Source organism: Actinomadura violacea (genome assembly GCF_017573465.1).
In the GTDB taxonomy this organism is placed as follows: Bacteria; Actinomycetota; Actinomycetes; order Streptosporangiales; family Streptosporangiaceae; genus Spirillospora; species Spirillospora violacea.
Genome location: NZ_JAGEPF010000020.1, coordinates 219,406 through 239,486, shown reverse-complemented (window position 1 = coordinate 239,486; position 20,081 = coordinate 219,406). Strand labels below are relative to the sequence as shown.

General features: G+C 73.3%; 19 protein-coding genes and 2 tRNA genes. 7 read left to right on the top strand and 14 right to left on the bottom strand.

What is annotated here, in order from left to right:
- Positions 1-687 precede the first annotated feature (687 nt).
- Together J4709_RS31955 and J4709_RS31950 are read left to right on the top strand one after the other, a co-directional pair.
- Positions 688-1,665 (top strand): ATP-binding cassette domain-containing protein, encoded by a 978-nt coding sequence (locus J4709_RS31955; RefSeq protein WP_208246219.1) that lies wholly within the window; start codon positions 688-690, stop codon positions 1,663-1,665.
- Entirely contained in the window at positions 1,662-2,480 is an 819-nt protein-coding gene (locus J4709_RS31950; protein ID WP_208246217.1) for an ABC transporter permease, read from the top strand. Before J4709_RS31955 ends, J4709_RS31950 begins: the two co-directional genes overlap by 4 nt.
- A gap of 15 nt (positions 2,481-2,495) precedes the next feature.
- Here the strand turns inward: J4709_RS31950 and J4709_RS31945 are convergent, their stop codons facing one another.
- From J4709_RS31945 to J4709_RS31935, 3 genes are all read right to left on the bottom strand, one after another.
- The gene (locus J4709_RS31945; protein WP_208246215.1) at positions 2,496-2,720 is read right to left on the bottom strand and encodes a hypothetical protein; all 225 of its coding nucleotides are present in this window, start codon (positions 2,718-2,720) and stop codon (positions 2,496-2,498) included.
- Positions 2,717-4,138, bottom strand: coding sequence for an amidase (locus J4709_RS31940; RefSeq protein ID WP_208246213.1), 1,422 nt, complete (start codon positions 4,136-4,138; stop codon positions 2,717-2,719). Before J4709_RS31940 ends, J4709_RS31945 begins: the two co-directional genes overlap by 4 nt.
- 72 nt (positions 4,139-4,210) lie before the next feature.
- Complete coding sequence (locus tag J4709_RS31935) at positions 4,211-7,483, bottom strand: AfsR/SARP family transcriptional regulator (protein ID WP_208246211.1); 3,273 nt, start codon at positions 7,481-7,483, stop codon at positions 4,211-4,213.
- 93 nt (positions 7,484-7,576) lie between these two features.
- Between J4709_RS31935 and J4709_RS31930 the strand changes: the two genes are divergently transcribed.
- The 4 genes from J4709_RS31930 to J4709_RS31915 are packed head-to-tail and all read left to right on the top strand — an operon-like array spanning position 7,577 to position 9,857.
- A complete protein-coding gene (locus tag J4709_RS31930) occupies positions 7,577-7,834 on the top strand; it encodes a DUF7218 family protein (protein ID WP_208246209.1) in 258 nt (85 codons plus the stop codon).
- On the top strand, positions 7,834-8,193 hold the full coding sequence (locus J4709_RS31925; protein ID WP_208246208.1) for a VOC family protein: 360 nt from the start codon (positions 7,834-7,836) through the stop codon (positions 8,191-8,193). Before J4709_RS31930 ends, J4709_RS31925 begins: the two co-directional genes overlap by 1 nt.
- Positions 8,190-8,699, top strand: coding sequence for a DUF1360 domain-containing protein (locus J4709_RS31920; RefSeq protein ID WP_208246206.1), 510 nt, complete (start codon positions 8,190-8,192; stop codon positions 8,697-8,699). Before J4709_RS31925 ends, J4709_RS31920 begins: the two co-directional genes overlap by 4 nt.
- A gap of 57 nt (positions 8,700-8,756) precedes the next feature.
- The gene (locus tag J4709_RS31915) at positions 8,757-9,857 is read left to right on the top strand and encodes a baeRF2 domain-containing protein (RefSeq protein ID WP_208246204.1); all 1,101 of its coding nucleotides are present in this window, start codon (positions 8,757-8,759) and stop codon (positions 9,855-9,857) included.
- 49 nt (positions 9,858-9,906) lie between these two features.
- On the opposite strand, the gene J4709_RS31910 is transcribed toward J4709_RS31915, so the two are convergent.
- The 8 genes from J4709_RS31910 to J4709_RS31875 form a co-directional block, all read right to left on the bottom strand.
- Positions 9,907-9,979: transfer RNA gene (locus tag J4709_RS31910), tRNA-Ala, on the bottom strand.
- An 87-nt stretch (positions 9,980-10,066) separates the two neighbouring features.
- Positions 10,067-10,534, bottom strand: a complete 468-nt coding sequence (locus J4709_RS31905) for a hypothetical protein (RefSeq protein WP_208246202.1) — start codon at positions 10,532-10,534, stop codon at positions 10,067-10,069.
- A gap of 235 nt (positions 10,535-10,769) precedes the next feature.
- Entirely contained in the window at positions 10,770-11,000 is a 231-nt protein-coding gene (locus J4709_RS31900; protein WP_208246200.1) for a hypothetical protein, read from the bottom strand.
- A gap of 266 nt (positions 11,001-11,266) precedes the next feature.
- Positions 11,267-11,339, bottom strand: a tRNA-Ala gene (locus J4709_RS31895).
- 82 nt (positions 11,340-11,421) lie between these two features.
- A complete protein-coding gene (locus J4709_RS31890; RefSeq protein WP_173095598.1) occupies positions 11,422-12,084 on the bottom strand; it encodes a histidine phosphatase family protein in 663 nt (220 codons plus the stop codon).
- Positions 12,077-12,490, bottom strand: coding sequence for a ribosome silencing factor (rsfS, locus tag J4709_RS31885; RefSeq protein WP_208246198.1), 414 nt, complete (start codon positions 12,488-12,490; stop codon positions 12,077-12,079). Before rsfS ends, J4709_RS31890 begins: the two co-directional genes overlap by 8 nt.
- Before the next feature lie 229 nt (positions 12,491-12,719).
- Positions 12,720-13,322, bottom strand: coding sequence for a nicotinate-nucleotide adenylyltransferase (nadD, locus tag J4709_RS31880; RefSeq protein ID WP_151598622.1), 603 nt, complete (start codon positions 13,320-13,322; stop codon positions 12,720-12,722).
- 55 nt (positions 13,323-13,377) lie between these two features.
- Positions 13,378-14,664 carry a phenylacetate--CoA ligase family protein gene (locus J4709_RS31875; RefSeq protein WP_208246195.1) on the bottom strand — a complete coding sequence of 429 codons (1,287 nt, stop codon included), beginning with the start codon at positions 14,662-14,664 and terminating at the stop codon, positions 13,378-13,380.
- An 88-nt stretch (positions 14,665-14,752) separates the two neighbouring features.
- On the opposite strand from J4709_RS31875, the gene J4709_RS31870 reads away from it, so the two are divergent.
- Complete coding sequence (locus tag J4709_RS31870; RefSeq protein WP_208246193.1) at positions 14,753-15,769, top strand: M48 family metallopeptidase; 1,017 nt, start codon at positions 14,753-14,755, stop codon at positions 15,767-15,769.
- A 69-nt stretch (positions 15,770-15,838) separates the two neighbouring features.
- Here the strand turns inward: J4709_RS31870 and J4709_RS31865 are convergent, their stop codons facing one another.
- The 3 genes from J4709_RS31865 to proB all read right to left on the bottom strand — a co-directional run bounded on the left by J4709_RS31865 (position 15,839) and on the right by proB (position 20,070).
- A complete protein-coding gene (locus tag J4709_RS31865) occupies positions 15,839-17,596 on the bottom strand; it encodes a TIGR03767 family metallophosphoesterase (protein WP_208246190.1) in 1,758 nt (585 codons plus the stop codon).
- A gap of 94 nt (positions 17,597-17,690) precedes the next feature.
- Positions 17,691-18,947 carry a glutamate-5-semialdehyde dehydrogenase gene (locus tag J4709_RS31860; RefSeq protein WP_208246188.1) on the bottom strand — a complete coding sequence of 419 codons (1,257 nt, stop codon included), beginning with the start codon at positions 18,945-18,947 and terminating at the stop codon, positions 17,691-17,693.
- A gap of 10 nt (positions 18,948-18,957) precedes the next feature.
- The gene (gene proB / locus J4709_RS31855; protein WP_208246186.1) at positions 18,958-20,070 is read right to left on the bottom strand and encodes a glutamate 5-kinase; all 1,113 of its coding nucleotides are present in this window, start codon (positions 20,068-20,070) and stop codon (positions 18,958-18,960) included.
- Positions 20,071-20,081: the final 11 nt, after the last annotated feature.

Genomic DNA, 20,081 nt, shown 5'->3' with positions numbered 1-20,081 from the left:
AGAAATCCCCACCACCCCCGAAAACGAGGATGGCCACGGGGTTGGTCCGGCCATGCCGGCCGAACCGATAAAGGCACTGGCTTTTAACACGCTGTTGAGTTCTCAAGAAACGGACACCCACCGCGCCAGACCCGCTTCCGCGGCCCTCGCTCCGGGGCAACCCTTCTAACTTACCGGAACTTTCGCTCCTGTCAACCCACTCGCTCGAGTCGATCTTCAGGAACCCCGACCCGCCTCCCGCTTGCCAGTGCAGGCGACGAAAGATCGCCTGTTCTGATCTTGCGGAAGAGTCCCCGGGGCCGGCCACCTTGCGGCGTCCTGCATCCCCTCTCGGGCCGTCCACTCCAGAGTACCTCGCTCCGAAGCACGCTTCGAACCGTTTTTCCCGGGTGGCTTCCCCAGGGGCCGTCCGCCTGTCGGCGTCCCGCATCCCCTTGGGGCAGGAAGAACATTAGGCAGGCTCGTGCGGTCCGTCAAATCGGCGTGGCCACCGCCCGGCCACCCGGCGGACGCCCGCCGGAAACCCGCAGGTCGAGCGGGTGCGGAGCGGCCGGCATCAGCGGCGTGTCAGCCGGCCGTCAGCGTCCCCGCGGCGATGTGCGCGCCGCGTCAGGGCCCTCACGGACGCTTGGCGATGTCAACGAGAACGACGTGATGTCGACACGAACGACCGTGAGGGGCTGACCGATGGACTACGTGATCGAGGCCGAGGGCCTGCGGAAGAGGTTCGGGGAGACCCGGGCCCTGGACGGCGTCGACGTGCGGGCGAAGCGCGGGACGGTGCTCGGGGTGCTGGGCCCGAACGGGGCGGGCAAGACCACCGCCGTCCGGGTGCTCGCGACGCTGCTGAAGCCGGACGCCGGCCGCGCGTCCGTGTGCGGCTACGACGTGGTCAAGGACGCGGCGCGGGTGCGCGCGATGATCGGGCTGACCGGGCAGTACGCGTCGGTGGACGAGGAGCTGACCGGCGCCGAGAACCTGGTGATGATCGCGCGGCTGCTGGATTTCGGGCGGGCCGATGCCAAGGCGCGGGCGCGCGAGCTGCTCGCCCGGTTCCGGCTGACCGAGGCGGGCGGGCGCGCGGTGAAGACCTACTCGGGCGGGATGCGGCGGCGGCTGGACCTGGCGGCGAGCCTGATCAACCGTCCCGAGGTCATCTTCCTCGACGAGCCGACGACGGGCCTGGACCCGCGGGCCCGCAACGAGGTGTGGGACACGGTCCGCGAGGTGGTCGCCGACGGCGCGACCGTCCTGCTGACCACGCAGTACCTGGAGGAGGCCGACGCGCTCGCCGACCGGATCGCGGTGTTCGACCACGGCGGGGTGATCGCCGAGGGGACGTCGGACGACCTGAAGTCGCGGATCGGCCGGCAGACGCTGGCGGTCCGCGCGACGGAGGGGTTCCGGACGGCGCAGCTGACCGCAATCGTGACCGAGCTCACCGGCGAGCGGCCGGAGGTGCAGGGGGCGACGGGCCTGGTCACGGCGCCGGTGCAGGACCCGAAGGTGCTGCCCGCGCTGGTCCGGCGGCTGGACGAGGCGTCGATCGTGGCGGCGGAGCTGTCGCTGCGGATGCCGAGCCTCGACGAGGTCTTCCTCACACTCACCGGGCACCTCGCCGAGGACGCGCCCGCCGACCTGATCTCCGAGGGGAGCCTGGCATGACCACGATGACCGTCGACGCCCCCGTGGCGTCCGAGCCGCCGGCGCGGATCAGCCCGCGGCGGACGCTGCGGCACGGGCTGACGCTGGCGTGGCGCAACGTCGCGCAGCTGAAGCACTCGCCGGAGAAGCTGCTCGACACGACGCTGATGCCGATCATCTTCCTGCTGCTGTTCCTGTACGTGTTCGGGGGCGCCCTCACCGGTTCCACCCACGCCTACCTGCAGCAGCTGCTGCCGGGGCTGGTGGCGCAGATGGCGATGTTCGCGACGATGGGCCTCGGCACGGCGCTGAACGAGGACATCCACAAGGGGGTGTTCGACCGGTTCCGCAGCCTGCCGATCGCGCGGTCGGCGCCGCTGATCGGGTCGGTGCTCGGGGACACGGTGCGGTTCCTGACCGTGATGGTGGTGCTGGTGGGGTTCGGCTCGATCCTGGGGTTCCGGTTCCACACCGATCCGCTGTCGGTGCTGGGCGCGTTCGCGCTGGCGTACGTGTTCTACCTGGCGGTGTGCTGGATCTCGGTGCTGGTCGGGCTGGTGGCGCCGTCGCCGGAGACGGTGCAGGGGCTGGCGTTCATCTGGGTGATGCCGCTGACGTTCGGAAGCAGCATCCTGGTGCCGAACACCTCGACGATGCCGGGCTGGCTGCAGGCGTGGACGAAGGTAAACCCGGTCACGCACCTGGCGGACTCGGTGCGGGCGCTGACCGTGGGCGGGCCGGTCGGCAACCACGTCTGGTACACGCTGGCGTGGGCGGCGGGGATCGTCGTCGTCACGTTCCCGCTGGCCATGCGGATGTACTCGAGGCGGGCCTGAGCGCCCGAGTGCGGCTCATCGCGCGGCGGGGACGCCGGCCCGGAAGCGGAGTGCCGGGTCGGCGTCCTTCGCCGCGTCCACCGTGTAGAGCATGTCGATGCCGGCCTTGAGGTAGGGGTATTCGGCGGCGAGATAGGCCAGTTCGTACGGTCCGGCGGGCAGGCCGCAGCGCGCCAGCATGGCGGCCACCTCGGCCGTCGCGTCGGCCGTGCCGGGTCCGGCGGGGACGGTCTCGGTCATCGGTCGTCTCCTTGGACGGCGGCGAGGGCGGGGACGCGCAGGTGCCAGTCGGTGGCGCGCTGGTAGGCGTCGGCGGTGCGCAGGATCCGGGCCTCGCCGAACGCGGGGCCTGCGAGCTGCATGGACAGCGGCAGTCCGGCGGCGGTCACGCCCATGGGCGCGGCCAGGACGGGGTTGCCGACGCAGTCCCAGTACGGCGTGAAGAAGAACCGGGACTCGGCGTCCACGCTGATGTTCCCGGCGGCGTCGGTGATGGCGTCGTAGCGCGGGGCGCCGATGCCGAGCGTGGGCGCGGCGATGACGTCGACGTCGTCGAACAGGCGGGTCAGGGCCTGCTGGGCGACGCGGCGGACGCGCTGTGCCTGGACGTAGTCGGCGCCGGTGGCGAGGGCGCCGCGGGCGAGCGCGAGGCGCGTGGACGGGACGTAGTCGTCCCAGCGGGCGGCGAGGTTCGCGCGGTGGTAGGCGAGGGCCTCGGCGCCCATTGTGACGAAGTTCGCGGTGATCGTCTCGGCCCAGTACGGGAGGGTCGTCTCGACCAGTGTCGCGCCGAGCCCGGCGAGCACGCGGAGGGCCTCGTCGAACGCGGGCGCCAGCGCGGGGTCGGCGTCGTCGGGAAAGTGGTGCTCGCGGACGACGCCGATGCGCACGCCGTCGAGGGTTCCGCCGAACTCGGGCGCTATGTAGGGGACGCTCACCGAGTCGGGGTCGCCGGGATCTGGCCCGGCGATCACGTCGAGGACGGCGGCGCAGTCGCGCGCGCTCCGGGCCAGCGGCCCGACATGGTCGAGGCTGTAACCGAGCGGGACGACCCCGGACTTCGGCACCCGTCCGAACGTGGGCATCAGCCCGGTGACGCCACAGAAGCCGGCCGGGATGCGGATGCTGCCCGCGGTGTCGGTGCCGAGCCCGGCGAGGAACATGCCGGCTGCGACGCCGCCGGCGGTGCCGGAGCTGGAGCCGCCCGGCCACGCGTCGGTGTCCCAGGGGTTGCGCGGGACGGGGAACGGCCCGGACGGGTCGGGCATCCCGCACGCGAACTCCATGGTGCTGAGCTTCCCGGTGATCACCGCTCCGGCGGCCTTGAGGCGGGCGACGACCGGCGCGTCGCGTCCGGCGGCCCACCGCGGGTCCAGGACGGTGCTCTGCGCGGTGGTGGGGCCCTCGGCCATCGCGATGACGTCCTTGACGCCGAACGGGATGCCGTGCAGCGGGCCCCGGTCGGTGCCGGCGGCGAGCTCGCGGTCGGCCTGCTCGGCGCGGGCGAGGGCGTACTCGTCGAAGCGGGCCAGGTAGGCGCCGAGGACGCCGTCGAGCCGGTCGGCGGCGGCGAGCGCGTCCTCGGTGAGGCGGACGCTCGTCACGGCGCCGGCGCGCAGCGCCGCGGCGGCCTCGGTCAGGGTCGGCGGTGTCGGCACGGGCGGGACGCTATGCGGCGCGGGTCCCTGCGCGCCGCCGCGGTCCCGGTCATCGGGAGGGGCGGGGGCCGGTCACACCGAAGCGACGAGGCCGGGGACCTGCGCGAAGACGTCGTCGCGGGTGACGTGGCGGCCCCGCTCGTACGCCTCCTCGAACGCGGCGTCGCCGATCTCGCGCTTCACCGCGGGCTCGACGCGGCGGACCTCGTGCGAGCCGGCGTGCCGGAAGCCGAGCAGGCCGTGCGCGGTGCCGAGCAGTTCCGCGGCGCGGACGTGGTGGCCGCGCGCCGCCGCGAGCGCCGCGAGGCCCTCCAGCAGCGACGCCAGCAGCGGATTGCCCATGATCCAGTCATTGGTCATGTCGCCCCAGGCGCGGGTGTGCCACTCGGCGGCTTTGGCGAGGTCGCCCTCCTCCTCGGCGATGCAGCCGAGCCGGCAGTGGGTGAGGCGCACCTCGCGGCTGAAGTCGGGGCGGTGCCGGCGCGGCTCGACCCAGGCGAAGGCGCGGTCGGCGTACTCGCGGGCGGACTCCTTGTCGCCCTCCCAGAGCGCCAGCTCGCACTGCAGGAGCAGCGCGGACGACGCGTCGGCGAACTCGCCGACGCGTTCCATCCCCGCCACCGCCGTCTCCAGGTCGCGGCGCGCCTGCTCGATGTCGCCCATCACCGCGCGCACACGGGCGAGGCCGGTGAGCATCCCGGCGGCCGCCTCCGGGCTGAGGTTCTCGCTGGCGTAGCCGAGCGCCTCCTCGCCGTACCGGACCGCCGCGGCCTGGTCCCCCTGCCCGACGGCGACCTGCATCTGGGCGCCGAGCGCCATGATCAGGCCCCACCGGTCGCCGAGCTCGCGGAACGCGGCCGCGCCCTCGGTCGCCTCGCCGGCGGCGCGGCCGATCTCGCCGGCGTTCAGCGAGATGTGCCCGAGGATCACGTTGACCATGGCGTGCACCCACGGGTCGGGGTGCCCCTCGGCGGCCTTGAGCCGCCGCCGGGTGTCGTCGAGGTCGCCGGCGAAGATGCTGCCCGCCGGCTTGGCCATGGCGAGCGCGGGGTGCCGCGGCGACTCCGGGACGTACTGCATCACCCGCTCCATCGTCGCCTGCAGCGACTCCTTCGACGGGCCGTCGCCGGAGGCCAGCTCGGTGACGAGGTCGGCGGCGATGACGCAGATGGCGTACTCCTCCTCCAGCCCCGGCGGCGCGGTGCCGCCCGCGATGTCGCGGACGGCCCGGGCCCAGCCGCCGGCCTCCAGCTCCATGTCGCGCATCAGCCAGAACCACACCAGTGACGCCACCAGCCGCAGCCCCATAGGCACGTCGCGGACGGCGGTCAGGTGGCGGAACGCCGCGCTGCAGTTGTCGCGCTCGGCGGTGAGGCGCGCCGCCCACCGCAACTGGTCGGCGCGGCGCAGCTCGGGTTCGGCGCGCTCGGCGAGGTCGACGCAGTACGCGGCGTGCTCGGCGCGGACCCGGCCGGTCTCGCCCGCCTCGTCCAGCTTCTCCGCCGCGTAGACGCGGACGGTCTCCAGCAGCCGGTAGCGCACGTCGGCGTCGCCGTCCGCCATCACCAGCGACTTGTCGATCAGCGCGGCGATCACGTCGATGACGTCGTCGGGGGCGGGCGCGTCCGGCGCGTCCAGGCCGCACACCCGGACGGCGGCGTCGGGCGCGGCGCCGCCCGCGAACACCGACAGCCGGCGCAGCACGGTGCGCTCCACCCCGTCGAGCAGGTCCCAGCTCCAGTCGACGACGGCGCGCAGCGTCCGGTGCCGGGGCAGCGCGGTGCGGCTGCCCGCGGTGAGCAGCCGGAACCGGTCGCCGAGCCGGTCGGCGACCTGCCGGGAGGTGAGCGAGCGGAGCCGGGCGGCGGCCAGCTCGATGGCGAGCGGGATCCCGTCGAGGGCGCGGCAGATCGCCACCGCGTCGGCCGCGGTCTCGGCGTCGACGGCGAAGCCCGGGCGCACGGCCGCGGCCCGGTCGGCGAACAGCCGGACCGCCGCGTAGCCGAGCGCCTCCGCCGGCCCGGGGTCGCCGTCCTCGGGCGGCAGCGGCAGCGACGGGACGGGGCACAGCGACTCGCCGGTGATGCCGAGCGGCTCGCGGCTGGTCGCGAGGATCCGCACGCCGGGCGCGTGGGCGAGGACGTGCCCGGCCAGCTCCGCGACCGCGTCGACGAGGTGCTCGCAGTTGTCCAGGACGATCAGCGTCCGCTTGGCGGTGAGGAAGTCGGTGAGCCGTTCCAGGGGGCGCACGACGGTGCGGGTCTCGCCGCGGCGGACGGTCTCGGGCACGCCGAGCGCGACCAGCACGGCCTGCAGCAGGTCGCCGGGGTCGCTGACGGGGGCGAGCGCGACGAACCACACGCCGTCCGGCATGTCGTCCAGGAACGCGCCGGCGGTCTCCCCCGCGAGCCGGGTCTTGCCCGCGCCGCCCGGCCCGGTCAAGGTGACGAGCCTGCTCTCGCGCAGCAGCTTGCCGAGCCGCCGCGACTCCTCCTCGCGCCCGACGAAGCTGGTGAGCTGCGCAGGGAGGTTCGTCCGCGCGGGCCCGGGCACCAGGGGCGGCCCCGCCTCGGGAGGCGCGGCGGGCTCAGGGATCGCGGTGGGCGCGGTGGTGCGCGCGGCGGGTTCACGGCGCAGGATCGACAAGTGGACGGCGGCGAGCTCCGGGGACGGGTCGACGCCGAGCCGGTCGGCGAGCGCGCACCGCGTCTCCTCGTAGACCTCCAAGGCGTCGGCCTGCCGTCCCGCCGCGTACAGCGCCCGCATGAGCTGGCCGCGCAGCCGCTCGCGCAGCGGATGCGCGGCGGCCAGCGGCTCCAGCTCCGCGACCGGCGGGACAGGCCGCCCCGCGGCGAGGTCGGCGTCCACCCGGTCCTCGACGGCGGCGAGGCGCAGCTCCTCCAGCCGGCCGATCGACGCGCGCGCGTACTCGGCGTCGGCGACATCGGCCAGCGCGGGTCCGCGCCACAGCTCCAGGGCGCGGCGCAGCGCGTCGGCCCGCGGCGCCGGGGCGGCCTCCTTGCGCGCGGCGGCCACGGCGCGCTCGAACGCGACCGCGTCGACCTCGCCTGGGTCGATCCCCAGCCGGTAGCCGCCCGGGCCGTGCTCGACCAGGTCGCGGCCCGCGACACCGCGCAGCCGCGAGACCAGCGCCTGCAGCGCGTTGCCCCCGCCCGCGGGCGGCGCGCCGTCCCACAGATCGTCCAGCAGCCGCTCCGCCGACACCGGCCGCCCCGCGTCGGCCGCCAGCCGGATCAGCAGCGCGCGCAGCCGCGGGCCGCTGACCTCGACGGGTCGCGCGGCCTCATCCCGCACGGACAGCGGGCCCAGGATGCCGATGCGCACGTGTCCCCTTTCCGGGTGCCATTGTCCCCGATAAGGAGACCCGTCCCACCCGCCGTCCATGTGTGGACGGCGCATACCGGGTAGTCACCTTCCATGCCCAGAGCACAGATCAAGGACGAGAAGAAGTACCAGAAGCTCCGTGACAAGGGCGAGAGCAAGGAGAAGGCGGCCCGGATCGCCAACGCGTCGGCGAACCAGGGCGGCAAGAAGGTCGGCCGCAAGGGCGGCAAGAACCCCTCCTACGACGACTGGACGAAGGACGACCTGATGAAGCGGGCCCGCGAGATCGGCATCGAGGGGCGCTCGTCGATGAACAAGTCGGAGCTCGTGAAGGCGCTGCGCGACCACTGATGGAACTCGTCTTCGTGCTGGACTGCGCGGACCCCGACGCGCTCGCCGACTTCTGGGCCGCCGCGCTCGGCTACGAGCGCGGCGGCTTCAGCCCCCCGTACGTCGCGCTCACCGACCCCCGCGGCGAGAACCCCCGGCTGCTGCTGCAGCGCGTCCCGGAGCCGAAGGTCGCCAAGAACCGCATGCACGCGGACCTGCGGGTCACCGACATGGACGCCGAGCTGGCGAGGGTCACGGCGCTCGGCGCCACCGTCGTGCGCGGCCCGTTCGTGGACGACGGCTGGCCGACGACGGTGTGCGCCGACCCCGAGGGCAACGAGTTCTGCCTGATCGTCCCGCCCGGAAAGGAGCAGGCATGAGCAACGTCGTCGACACCGCGCGCAAGCAGAAGGAGAAGTACGCCGGGGACGCCGACCGGCCCCTCGGCTCCTACCTCGGCACCATGGCGGTGTACGCGGTGACGACCGGCGCGGTCGCGCTGCTGGCGTGGCGGCGGCGCGGCCGCACGCCGCCCGTCGGCCTCGGCGACCTCGCGCTGATGACGATCACCACGCACAAGCTGTCCCGGCTGATCGCCAAGGACCCGGTGACGAGCCCGCTGCGCGCCCCGTTCACCCGCTACTCCGGCACGTCCGGTCCCGCGGAACTGGCCGAGGAGGCCCGCGGGCACGGCGTCCGGCACGCCGTCGGGGAGCTGATCACCTGCCCGTTCTGCACCGGGCAGTGGGTCGCGACGGCCTACGCGGCCGGGCTCGTCTTCGCCCCGGACGCCACCCGCCTGGCGGGCGCCACGATGACGGCCGTGGCGGGCTCCGACTGGCTCCAGCTCGCCTACGCCCGGCTGCAGCAGTCCGCCGAGAGCTGACGCCACAATCGCCACATTCTTGACGTTTGCCCCAGCGGGATCGGGTACGGCCACCCTATGGAGCTGTCATTCCTCAAGACGCTGTACCAGCACCCGGGACCCTACGTGTCGGTCTACGCCGACCTGACCCGGACGACCGAGGACGCGTCCAAGGCCGCCGAGCTGCGGTGGCGGGCGCTGCGCGCGGACCTGGAGGCCCAGCACGCCCCCAAGGACACGCTCCGCGCAGTCGAGCGGACCATCGACGAGGAGATGGCGCAGCGCCGTTCCGAGGGCCTGGTGGTCTTCGCGGCGGACGGCGATGTGCTGCACACCGACCGGCTCCCCGGCCCGCCCCGGTCCGCTCACGCCTGCGTCGCCCCGCTCCCCCACGTCGTCCCCTACCTCGCCGACCGCGGCGACCGGTTCCCGCACCTGATGGTCATCGTGGACCGGCGCGGCGGCACCATCGACTGCGTGCACGCCGACGGCCGCCGCGAGCACGTCGAGGTCGAGGGCGACGAGGACTACCCGATCCGCAAGACCAAGGCGGGCGACTGGAACCAGTCGCGCTTCCAGCGCTCCTCGGAGAACGTCTGGAAGGCCAACGCCAAGAAGGTCGCGCAGAAGATCGACCGGGTCGCCGAACGCTGCGGGGCCGAGGCCGTGCTGATCGCCGGCGACACCCGCGCCCGCACCGCCGTCCTGGACGAGATCTCCGAGCCCGTCCTGGAGCGCACGGTCGAGGTCGACAAGAACACCGGCGCCGGGGACCCCGACCTGCGGGCCGAACTGGAGCGGGTCCTGAAGCTGAAGACGACCGAGCACGTCATGGCCGTCGCGGAGCGCTTCGACCGGGAGCTCGCCAACGGGCAGCGCGCCGTCGCGGGCCTCCCGGCGACCGTCCAGGCCGTCCGGCAGGGCCAGGTGGAGACGCTCATCCTGGACGACGACCCCGACTCCCCGGCCCGCCTGTGGATCGGTCCCGACCCCGCGCAGGTGGCCGCCGACCCCGACGAGCTGCGCAGCGAGTTCGGCGTCGACGACCCGACGCCCGAGCGCGCCGACGCGGCGCTCGTCCGGGCGCTGACCGCCACCGACGGCGACCTGGTCGTCCTCCCGTCCGACGGCCCGAACTCCGGCCTGCACGTCGGCGCCGTCCTCCGCTACACGGCATGAAAAAGGGAGTGGCGAGGAGCCGAAGCTCCTCGCCACTCCCGACCTCGAGTGGAGCTATGGGGATTCGAACCCCAGACCTCCTCCATGCCATGGAGGCGCGCTACCAACTGCGCCATAGCCCCGCGGTCGAGGAAAAGCTTAGTGCACGCTGAGAGCACTTCGGACGCCGCGGGCCGCGGAGGACGCTCCTCCGTGGCCCGCGGCGGACGTCACTGCTTGGTCGACTTGTAGACGTACCAGTGGTCGTTGAGCGTCGGCACGTGGACGGTGAGGCTCTTCGGCCATTCGAGCGGCAGGCCGAGCAGGTTGTACTCCTGCGGCTGCTGCGCGGACTCGGAGGCCTTCTCGGACGCGGGCCGCTGCGCGGTGCCGGTGGCGGGCGCCTGCTCCTTGCCGACGGTGTTGTCCTTGCCGACGGTGCCCTGCTTGCCGGCGGTGTTCTCCGAGCACAGGATCTTGCCGAGGTCCGGGGTGCTCGGGAGCAGCTTCAGCACCGACAGGACCTTGACGGCGCGCGCGCAGTCGCCGTTGTCCGCGGGCGTCGAGGTGGTCGTCGTCGTGGTGGCAGGGCCGGGCGGCGGCGCGTCCTGCGCCGACGCGGGGGCGGCGACGGCCACGGCCGAGGCCGCCGCCAGCGCGGCGGGCAGCAGCCCTCTTACGGAGATCCGGCTTCGCATAGGTACAACCCTCATCTCGATCACATCACCACTACGTGGCGTGTTCCCGTGTGATCGAGGCGGCGAAGCGCGGCCCGGCGAAAGGTAGCCGCCGCCATGGGCAAGGCTTTGCGCTCGGCGCGGCGCGGGCATCGCCGGGGTACCGGCGCAGCGCCGCATTCCAAGAGAAGCCCCCACGGCGCCCGCATTCCGCTCAACCTGGGTAGATCACCGCTTAGGGGCGCACTCCGGCATGTCAGGTCCAGCCGAGGCGGTCTCGGACCTCGTCGGGGGCGTAGCCGACCCGGCCGGCCTCGCCGATCCACACCATCCCGTCGGCCTCGGTGACGGCGCCGACGGAGTGCTCCTGCGGCATCCGCGGCTCGATCGCCAGCCGGACCTGCAGCCGCGGATCGAACCGGCGCAGCTCGTCGATGAGGTCGCCCACGGTGACCTCGCGCTTCGCTCCCCTGCGGTGTCTGCCCATACCCCGAATGAAACCATCCCGCCGGCACCACCCAGAACATTCGTCCCAGAATGTCCGTTTGATCTTTACCTCAGGCAACCCAGGACTGTGCGCAGCGTAAGCACGCGGGGGGCAAGGGGGCGAAGCCCCCCAAAAGCGCGCAGCGCGCGCAAGGGGGCGTGGGGGCGAAGCCCCCACATCGGGGGGCACGGGGGTCGTCCCCCCGAAAAACACAGCGGACTCCGGCTAAGTCGACTGAAAGTCGACGAGCACCAGAGTCCGTCTCGTGGAGCTATGGGGATTCGAACCCCAGACCTCCTCCATGCCATGGAGGCGCGCTACCAACTGCGCCATAGCCCCGCGCGACTGCGTGGACGTTCATCCCGCAGCGCTCCGCCAGTGTATAGGACACCGGGGGTCGGTCTCGAATCAGTTCCGGCCGTCAGGCCCCGTTGTCGGTGCGGTCGTCCCCGAGGACCGGTTCGGGGAGGGTTCCGGCGTTGTGCTCCGCGAGGCGCCAGCCGCCGTCGCGCATCTCGGTGACGACGGACCAGCAGCAGTTGGACAGGCCGCCGAGGCGCTCCCAGGTCTCCTCGGGGAGGCCGATGAGGTGCGACATGCCGAGGCGCAGGGCGGCGCCGTGGGACGCGACGACGAGCCTGCCGGTGGGGGGCAGTTCGTCGAGGGCCCGTCCGAGGGCGGCGCCGACGCGCTCGGCGACCTGCGCGCTGGTCTCGCCGCCGGGCGGCTGCCAGGCGGCGTGCTCCTCGGGGTAGCGCTCGCGGATCTCGCGGGCGGTGAGGCCCTCCCAGGCGCCGCCGTCGCGCTCGATCAGGTCCTTGTCGTACTGGACGGGGAGCCCGGTGATGTCGGCGAGCGCCTGGGCGGTGTCGGCGGCCCTGCGCAGCGGTGAGGCGAGCAGGGCGGTGGGCCGGAGCCCGGCGAGGAGCCGGGCGGCGCGGTGGGCCTGCGCCACGCCGGTGTCGTCCAGGGGGATGTCGGTCTTGCCCTGGAAGCGGCGTTCGACGTTCCAGGCGGTCTGGCCGTGCCGCCACAGCAGCAGGGTGCGCTTGCCGGGCTCGCGGGAGGGGCGGGCGTCACTCACTCGCGCTCCCGACGGCGCGGGCGCGCTGCTCCATGTGGGCGTTGACGGCGTCGGGGAGGGCGATGAGGGGGCAGTCCTTCCAGAGCCGCTCCAGGGCGTAGAACACCCGGTCCTCTTCGTGCTGGATGTGCACGATGACGTCGGCGTAGTCGAGGAGCACCCAGCGGCCCTCGCGCTCGCCCTCGCGCCGGACGGGCTTGGCGCCGGCCTCCTCGCGGAGGCGCTTTTCGACCTCGTCGACGATGGCGCGGACCTGGCGGTCGTTGGCCGCCGAGCAGAGCACGAACGCGTCGGTGATGACGAGCTGCTCGCTCACGTCGTAGGCAAGAATGTCGTCGGCCAGCTTGTCGCCCGCCGCCTCGGCGGCGATCCGGACGAGCTGTGCCGCCCTGTCGGATGCGGTCACGATGCGCTCGCGATCCTCCCTGTTGGGGTCGTCTCGGCTAACACCTTCTCACGGGTGGCGGCCGGAGTCCCTGTTCGTCGATGTTCGGGCTGGTACGGGCGTCCAGTCCCATGCTCCAGGGTATGCGGCGCTCCGCGCTGATCGTCCGGCCGAAGATCCAGGTCAGCGCCTCTGTGGGGGCCGCCCCCGGAACGGCAGATTGAAGGACGCCTTACGCCCCAGGCGCCCGTCAGGCGGCGTCGGCGCGGTAGAGGTCGCGCTTGTTGATGTACTGGACGATGCCGTCCGGCACGAGGTACCAGATCGGCTCGCCGGAGTGGACGCGCTCGCGGCACTCGGTGGAGGAGATCGACAGGGCGGGGACCTCCATGAGCGAGACCCTGCCGTCGGGCAGGCCCGGGTCGGCGAGGCGGTGCCCGGGGCGGGTGACGCCGACGAAGTGCGCGAGCTCGAACAGCTCGTCGGTGTCGTGCCAGGTGAGCATCTTCTCCAGGGCGTCGGCGCCGGTGATGAAGAACAGTTCGGCGTCGGGGCCGTGGATCTGCCGCATGTCGCGCAGGGTGTCGACGGTGTAGGTCGGGCCGGGGCGGTCGATGTCGACGCGGCTGACCGAGAACGCCGGGTTGGACGCGGTGGCGATCACGGCCATGAGGTAGCGGTCCTCGGCGGCGGCGACCTTGCGGCCCTCCTTGTGGGAGGACAGGCCGGTGGGGACGAACACGACCTCGTCGAGCGAGTAGAAGTGGGCGACCTCGCTGGCGGCCACGAGGTGCCCGTGGTGGATCGGGTCGAACGTGCCGCCCATGATCCCCAACCGCCGCTTTTGCGTCATGGCGACGAGAATAGCCAGCCGGGGCGGGGCCCGGAACGTCCGCCCCGCCCGGAGGTCAGCTCAGGCCGGGCAGCGGCGGGCGGCCGTCGTCCCAGGACACGACGCGGACGGCCTTGCCGACCTCGGGCCTCGGGACGGTCCCCGCGGGCAGCACGACCACGTCCGCGGTGAGGCCGAGCGCCTCGTGCAGATCGTGGACGAGCCGCTCGCGCGGGTCGCCGGACACGGCCTCGCAGGCGACGAGGAGCCGGACGGCGGGGGCGCGCCGGTCCACGACGAGCTGGTAGTGCGGGTGGACGAGCCCGGACCCGAGCAGCACCCGCTCGACCTCGCTCGGGTACACGTTGACGCCGCGCACCACGATCATGTCGTCGGCGCGCCCGATGACCTTGCTCATCCGGACGAGCGTCCGGCCGCAGGGGCACTCGCCGCGGGTGAGGGAGGCGATGTCGCCGGTGCGGTAGCGCAGCAGCGGCAGGGCCTGCTTGGTCGGCGTGGTGAAGACGAGCTCGCCTGGCGCGCCGTCCTCGACGGGCTCGCCGGTGGACGGGTCGACGGCCTCGACGATGAAGTGGTCCTCGTTGACGTGCAGTCCGTCCTGCTGGAGGCATTCGGTGGCGACGCCGGGCCCGATGACCTCCGACAGCCCGTAGATGTCCATCGCCTTGATCGGCAGGACGGCCTCGATGGCGGCGCGCAGCTCGGCCGACCACGGTTCGGCGCCGAACAGGCCGGCCTTCAGCGCGGGCAGTTCCACGCCGGCCTCGGCGACGGCCTCGCCGAGCCGCAGCGCGTAGGCGGGCGTGCACGTCAGGACGTCGGCGCGGAGGTCGGCGAGCATCCGGACCTGCCGGTCCGTCATGCCGCCCGACATCGGCACGACGGTCGCGCCGAGCGCCACGGCGCCCTGGTGGATGCCGATGCCGCCGGTGAACAGCCCGTAGCCGTAGGCGTTGTGCACGATGCTGCCCGGCACCGCGCCCGCGCACGCCAGCGACCGCGCGCACATCGCCGCCCACAGGTCGAGGTCGGCCTTGGTGTAGGCGACGAGCGTCGGGCGCCCGCGCGTCCCGCTGGAGCCGTGCACGGCGGCGACCTGGTCGCGCGGCACGCTGAGCATCCCGAACGGGTAGCCGTCCCACAGGTCCTGCTTGGTGGTGAACGGGAGGCCGCGCAGGTCGGCGAGCGTCACGTCGGCGCCGCCCGTGACACCGGCGTCCTTGAGGCGCCGGCCCTGCACCCCGCCGGCCGCGACGAGCCGGTCCACCAGCCCCCAGAGCCGGTGCCGCTGCAGGGCGGCACGCTCGTCGGTCGACATAGCCTCGGCTCTGGGATCGAACATCGCGCCTCCCGGGCAGGCCACAGCCGGACGCGGGCCCGCAGCGGGGAACCCTCCGGCGAAGTGGTTCGTCGGAACTACCATGCCAGACATGACGGAGAACACACCGGATCGGGCACGCACGCGCTTTCCCGGGATCAGTTCCCGGGCCTACGAACACCCGGCGGACCGTTCGGCGCTGGTCGCGCTGCGCTCGCTGTCCGGGTTCGACGTCGTCCTGCGCAAACTGTCGGGGCTGGTCAACGAGCGGTCGCTGCGGCTGATGTTCCTCGGCGGCACGGTCCGCGTCGGGGACGACCAGTTCCACCACCTGAACGACATGGTGCGCGACGCCTGCTACATCCTGGACATGCCGGAGGTCCCGGAGGTCTTCGTCCGGCAGGACCCGACGCCGAACGCGATGGCGCTGGGCTCCGACCACCCGTTCATCGTGGTGAACACCGGGCTGCTCGACCTGCTCGACGACGAGGAGCTGCGGTTCGTCATCGGGCACGAGGTCGGGCACATCCTGTCCGGGCACGCGGTGTACCAGACGATGATGCAGATCCTGCTGCAGCTCGGGTCGCGGCTGGCGTGGCTGCCGCTCGGCAACATCGGCATCGCGGCGATCATCATCGGGCTGCGCGAGTGGTTCCGGAAGGCGGAGCTGTCGTCGGACCGGGCCGGGCTGCTGGCCGGCCAGGACCTGGACGCGGCCAAGCGCGTCAACATGAAGCTGGCGGGCGGGACGCGGCTGCACGAGATGAGCAGCGAGGCGTTCCTGCAGCAGGCGCGCGAGTACGACGCGGCCGGCGACGTGCGGGACGGGCTGCTGAAGTTCCTGAACCTGCTCGGGCAGTCGCACCCGTTCGCGGTCATCCGGTTCGCCGAGATCGACCGGTGGGCGCGCAGCGGCGAGTACGAGCGGATCATGGCGGGCGACTACCCGCGCCGCGACGACGACGGGAACGCGTCGGTCAGCGACGGCATCAAGGACGCGGCGCGCTCGTACCGCGAGTCGTGGGAGCGGACCGCGGACCCGTTCGTCGGCAAGGTCCGCGACATGGCGGACGCGGCGGCGAACGCGGCGGGCGGCCTGTTCGACCGCTTCAACCGCCGGGACAACTAGCCCGCGGGAAAGACCAGGACCGCCGTGACACGGACACGGCGGTCCTTTTCCTTGCCGGAACGCGGCGGGTCAGAACGGGGCGGGGACGAGGAGTTCGACGTTGCGGTCGGCGGTCTCGCCGCGGCGGTGCTCGGCGCGCTCCTGCCAGTCGTTGCCCGCCAGCTCGCGCGACAGCGACGCCAGGTGGACGGGGTCGGCGAGGCGGCCGCCGTGGGACGCGGGGCCGGCGGAGTCCAGGATGGTGGCGAAGACGGACAGGGTGCCGTCGCGGTTGTCGGCGAGTTCGACGATGCGGCTCTGCTGCGGGAAGTCGATGTGCGCGGCCGTGTTGACCTCCCAGAAGCCGCCGCCGGTCTTGCGGGCGTGCGGGATGACCTGGTTGCGGTGCGTATGCCCGTTCACCCACAGCACGACGTTGGGGTAGCGCAGCAGCAGCGCCTCGACGTCGTCGCCGAGGACGCGCCCGCCGCCGAGCGGGTTCGTCAGCGAGGCGATGGGGTGGTGGCTGAACAGGACGAACAGCCGGTCCTTCGCAGTGCGGTGCACGGTCGAGCCGTCGGCGGCGAGAGAGCGGCTGCTGCCCGCCTTGAGCTGCGCTTCGAGCCACGCGAACTGGGCCTTGTCGAGCGAGCCCTCGGAGTAGCCGTTGGGGTTGACGGTGTCGAGGACGAGCCCGCGGACGATGCCGCGGTCGAAGGCGTAGTAGGCGGTGCCGTCGCGAAGGTTGGCCTGGGTGAAGCCGTGGCCGTGCAGCGACGCCGACGTGCGGAAGTGCTCGGCGACGACCTCGCGGCGCGCCAGCATGCGCCGGTTCGGGTCGGGGGTGACCTGGCGGAACAGGCCGCCCGCTGCGCCGCGCTCGCGGCTGAGCCGGACGAGCTCGCCGGCGTCGGCCCCGGTCATCATGCGGGCGAGCCGCTGCGCCTGCGCGTCGTCCGCCGGGGCGCCGATCTTGATGCCGCCGGTGGCGAGGCCGGAGACGAGCGGGTTGACCGGCAGGTTGCCCTGGATGAGGCCGTCGTGGTTGCCGAACGCGGCGAGCCACGGCATGGTCAGGCCGGTCGCCTGGAACGGGCGGCGCGCGGCGTCGATGAGGCCCTTGACCCGCGGGAACCCGTACTTGGCCATGGGGATGTCGGGCTGCGCGCCGGGCGGCGGGCCGTCGGGGTGCCAGAAGGCACGGTCGTAGGACGCGTGGTCCATGACGCCCTCGTAGCGGTTCGGGTCGCCGGAGTCGGGGCGGATCCGGCGGCCGTCGAGCAGGTCGATGATCCAGCGCAGCTCGTTGTACTGGACGTTGTCGGCGGCGTCGCCGGTGTTGATGGTGAACGACAGGCCGAGGCCGGTGGCGGGGCCGCGGCCGACCTTGTTGATCGCCTGGACCATCGCCTCGGCGACCTGCGTGGTGAGGATCTCCTGCGGCCGGTACGCGCCCTCGACGGGCAGCATGCCGACGGCGTCCTTGAGCCGGTCGGCGAACTCGACGCGCGCCGGTGACTGGGCGTCGATGATGTGCACGTCGGTGAGCTGCCCGAACGCCAGGACGCCGCGGCGGGTCGCGGCGCGCTTCGGGGAGGCGGTGCCGCCGAGGTCGCGGCGGAGCAGGTGCGGCTCGCCCGGACCGGCGGTGACGGGCCGGTAGCCGCCGGCGCCCGGCTTCCCGAGCAGGTACGTCCGGTCGAGGGTGGTGCCGGCGGCGGGGCCGCGCAGCGGGGGCGCGGCCGCCGCGGCGGGACGGGCGGGGAACGCGGCGAGTCCGGTGGTGGCGATCCCCGCGCCGAGGGCGGCGCCCTTCAGGACGCGGCGGCGGCTGATCTCAGGATTCACAGCCGCATCAGACCATGCCGAGCAACGTGACATCAAGGGTCACAGTGTCACAATTCCGCCTGAGCCGCCCCCGGCGCGGCGCTCCGCCCGCGGCTCAGCCGCGCAGATGCCCCTCGCCCGTGACGACGTACTTGGTGGACGTCAGCTCCGGCAGCCCCATCGGGCCGCGCGCGTGCAGCTTCTGCGTGGAGATGCCGATCTCCGCGCCGAACCCGAACTCCTCGCCGTCGGTGAACCGCGTCGAGGCGTTCACCATCACCGCGGCCGAGTCGACCAGCGCGACGAACCGCTTCGCGGCCGGCTGCGACGTCGTGACGATCGCCTCGGTGTGCCCGGACCCGTACGTGCGGATGTGCGCGACGGCGTCGTCGAGGGAGTCGACGACGCGGCCCGCGATGTCCAGCGACAGGTACTCGGCGAACCAGTCGTCCTCGGTCGCCGCCACCACATCGTCGCCGTACGCGCGGATCCGCTCGTCGCCGTGGACGGTGACACCGGCCTGCTTGAGCGCCTCAAGCGCGCGCGGGACGAACGCGTCGGCGACGTCGGCGTGCACCAGGAACGTCTCGGCGGCGTTGCACACCGACGGGCGCTGCGTCTTGGCGTTCAGCAGGATGTCGACGGCCATGTCCACGTCGGCGGCGGCGTCCACGTACACCGCGCAGTTCCCCACGCCCGTCTCGATGACCGGGACGGTCGACTCCTCCACCACCGAGTTGATGAGCGAGGCGCCGCCGCGCGGGATCAGCACGTCCACCAGCCCGCGCGCGCGCATCAGGTGCTTCACCGACTCGCGGGACGTGCCCGGGACGAGCTGCACCGCGTCCGCCGGGACCTCCGTCCCCGCCAGCGCCGCCTGCATCACCTGGACCAGCACGGTGTTGGAGTCGTGCGCCGACGACGAGCCGCGCAGCATCGCCACGTTCCCGCTCTTCAGGCAGAGCGCGGCGGCGTCCACGGTCACGTTCGGGCGGCCCTCGTAGATGATCCCGACGACGCCGAGCGGCACCCGGACCTGCCGCAGCTCCAGCCCGTTCGGCAGCACGCCCCCGCGCACCGACTCCCCCACCGGGTCGGGCAGCGCCGCGACCTGACGCACCGCGTCGGAGATCGCGGCGATCCGGCGCTCGTCCAGGCCCAGCCGGTCGATCATGTACTCCGAGATGCCGGCCTCGCGGGCCCGCGCGACGTCCGCCGCGTTCGCCTTGACGATCTCCGGGGCCGCCGCGACCAGCGCGTCCGCGATCGCGTGCAGCGCCGCGTCCTTCGCCGCCCGCGGCAGCGGCGCCAGCCCCGACGCCGCCTCCCGGGCGCGCCGCGCCACCATCAGGAACTGCTCGCGCTCGCTCATCGCGAACTCCTCACTGCTCGGTCAGGACCACCAGGTGGTCGCGGTGGATGATCTCGCGCTCGTACTCGGCGCCCAGCTCGCGCGCCAGCCAGCGGGTCGAGCGCCCCATCAGCTCGGGGATCTCGGACGCGTCGTAGTGCACCAGGCCGCGCGCGACGACCCGGCCCTCCGGGTCGCACAGGTCGACCGGGTCGCCCGCCGCGAAGTCGCCCTCGACGCCCGTCACGCCCGCGGGCAGCAGCGACTTGCGCCGCCGCACCACCGCGTCCACGGCGCCCGCGTCCAGCGTGACGCGGCCCTGGCCGGTGGTCGCGTGCGCGAGCCACAGGTCGCGGGTCGACCTGCGGCGGCCGTCCGCCGGGTGGAACAGGGTGCCGACCTCGTCGCCCGCCAGCGCGTGCGCGGCGGACGCGGCGTCGGTCAGCACCACCGGGACGCCCGCGATCCGCGCCGCCTCGACCTTGGTGACCATCCCGCCGGTGCCGACCCGCCCCGACCCGCCGAGCTCGACCTGCGCGAGGTCGGCCGGGCCGTGCACGTCGGTGATGCGCCGCACGCCGGGCCGCCGCGGGTCGCCGGTGTAGAGCGCGTCGACGTCCGACAGCAGGACGACCGCGTCCGCGCGGGTCAGGTGCGCGACCAGCGCGGCGAGCCGGTCGTTGTCGCCGAACCGGATCTCGTCCGTCGCGACGGTGTCGTTCTCGTTCACGATCGGCAGGATCCCGAGCGTGATCAGCTGCTCCAGGGTGCGCTGCGCGTTGCGGTGGTGCGAGCGGCGGATCATGTCGTCCGCGGTCAGCAGCACCTGCCCGACCGTCGCCCCGTAGCGGGCGAACGAGGAGGTGTAGCGGGCGAACAGCAGGCCCTGCCCGACGCTCGCCGCCGCCTGCTGCGTCGCCAGGTCGCGCGGCCTGCGGGTCAGCCCGAGCGGGCCGAGGCCCGCCGCGATCGCGCCGGACGACACGAACACGATCTCGGCGCCTGCGGCGCGGCGCGCGGCCAGCACGTCCACCAGCGCGTCGATGCGGTTCGCGTCGATCGTGCCCTGCGCCGTGGTGAGCGACGACGAGCCCGCCTTCACCACGATCCGGCGGGCCTTCGCGATCGCCTCGCGCTCGCTCATCGAGCCTCTCT

What these genes read in the sequence shown, in the direction of transcription:
- J4709_RS31955 (WP_208246219.1), top strand. Translation starts at nt 688, where the DNA reads ATGGACTACGTGATCGAGGCCGAGGGCCTGCGGAAGAGGTTCGGGGAG.
- J4709_RS31950 (WP_208246217.1), top strand. Translation starts at nt 1,662, where the DNA reads ATGACCACGATGACCGTCGACGCCCCCGTGGCGTCCGAGCCGCCGGCG.
- J4709_RS31945 (WP_208246215.1), bottom strand. Translation starts at nt 2,720, where the DNA reads ATGACCGAGACCGTCCCCGCCGGACCCGGCACGGCCGACGCGACGGCC.
- J4709_RS31930 (WP_208246209.1), top strand. Translation starts at nt 7,577, where the DNA reads ATGCCCAGAGCACAGATCAAGGACGAGAAGAAGTACCAGAAGCTCCGT.
- J4709_RS31925 (WP_208246208.1), top strand. Translation starts at nt 7,834, where the DNA reads ATGGAACTCGTCTTCGTGCTGGACTGCGCGGACCCCGACGCGCTCGCC.
- J4709_RS31920 (WP_208246206.1), top strand. Translation starts at nt 8,190, where the DNA reads ATGAGCAACGTCGTCGACACCGCGCGCAAGCAGAAGGAGAAGTACGCC.
- J4709_RS31915 (WP_208246204.1), top strand. Translation starts at nt 8,757, where the DNA reads ATGGAGCTGTCATTCCTCAAGACGCTGTACCAGCACCCGGGACCCTAC.
- J4709_RS31905 (WP_208246202.1), bottom strand. Translation starts at nt 10,534, where the DNA reads ATGCGAAGCCGGATCTCCGTAAGAGGGCTGCTGCCCGCCGCGCTGGCG.
- J4709_RS31900 (WP_208246200.1), bottom strand. Translation starts at nt 11,000, where the DNA reads ATGGGCAGACACCGCAGGGGAGCGAAGCGCGAGGTCACCGTGGGCGAC.
- nadD (WP_151598622.1), bottom strand. Translation starts at nt 13,322, where the DNA reads ATGACGCAAAAGCGGCGGTTGGGGATCATGGGCGGCACGTTCGACCCG.
- J4709_RS31875 (WP_208246195.1), bottom strand. Translation starts at nt 14,664, where the DNA reads ATGTTCGATCCCAGAGCCGAGGCTATGTCGACCGACGAGCGTGCCGCC.
- J4709_RS31870 (WP_208246193.1), top strand. Translation starts at nt 14,753, where the DNA reads ATGACGGAGAACACACCGGATCGGGCACGCACGCGCTTTCCCGGGATC.
- J4709_RS31860 (WP_208246188.1), bottom strand. Translation starts at nt 18,947, where the DNA reads ATGAGCGAGCGCGAGCAGTTCCTGATGGTGGCGCGGCGCGCCCGGGAG.
- proB (WP_208246186.1), bottom strand. Translation starts at nt 20,070, where the DNA reads ATGAGCGAGCGCGAGGCGATCGCGAAGGCCCGCCGGATCGTGGTGAAG.